This is a genomic window from Shewanella electrica, assembly GCF_022321485.1.
GTDB lineage: Bacteria > Pseudomonadota > Gammaproteobacteria > Enterobacterales > Shewanellaceae > Shewanella > Shewanella electrica.
In genome coordinates this window covers 1-272 of the sequence record NZ_JAKOGG010000270.1, presented here as the reverse complement: position 1 = coordinate 272, position 272 = coordinate 1, and the positions used below count along the sequence as shown (strand labels likewise).

At 45.2% G+C, this 272-nt stretch carries 1 protein-coding gene; it reads right to left on the bottom strand.

Annotated features, from left to right (window positions below; genetic code table 11):
* Positions 1–197 (bottom strand): squalene/phytoene synthase family protein (locus L9G74_RS20600; RefSeq protein WP_238898625.1); only part of this gene is annotated, 197 nt, incomplete at its 3' end.
* Positions 198–272: the final 75 nt, after the last annotated feature.

Sequence of the window (272 nt, the reverse complement as noted above, 5' to 3'; positions counted from 1 at the left end):
CCATCAATATCATGGTCAACATCAACGAGGTCGTCGGCTGTTCGACAAAAAGCATAAACGGCGTAAATACTCCAAGCGCGTTCTAGTGGTAATTGCGAGAAGGCGGTGTAGAATGCGCTAGAAGACCTTTTAGTAATTGTTTGACAGTACGCAAAGTCAGTGCGATGTTGTTCGAATTTAGGCATTAGTTTGGTCATCTTTAATCAACTCCTCAACGGCTAATTTAGCACTTTGCATAACAATGGGAACACCGGCCCCAGGGTGGGTGCTAC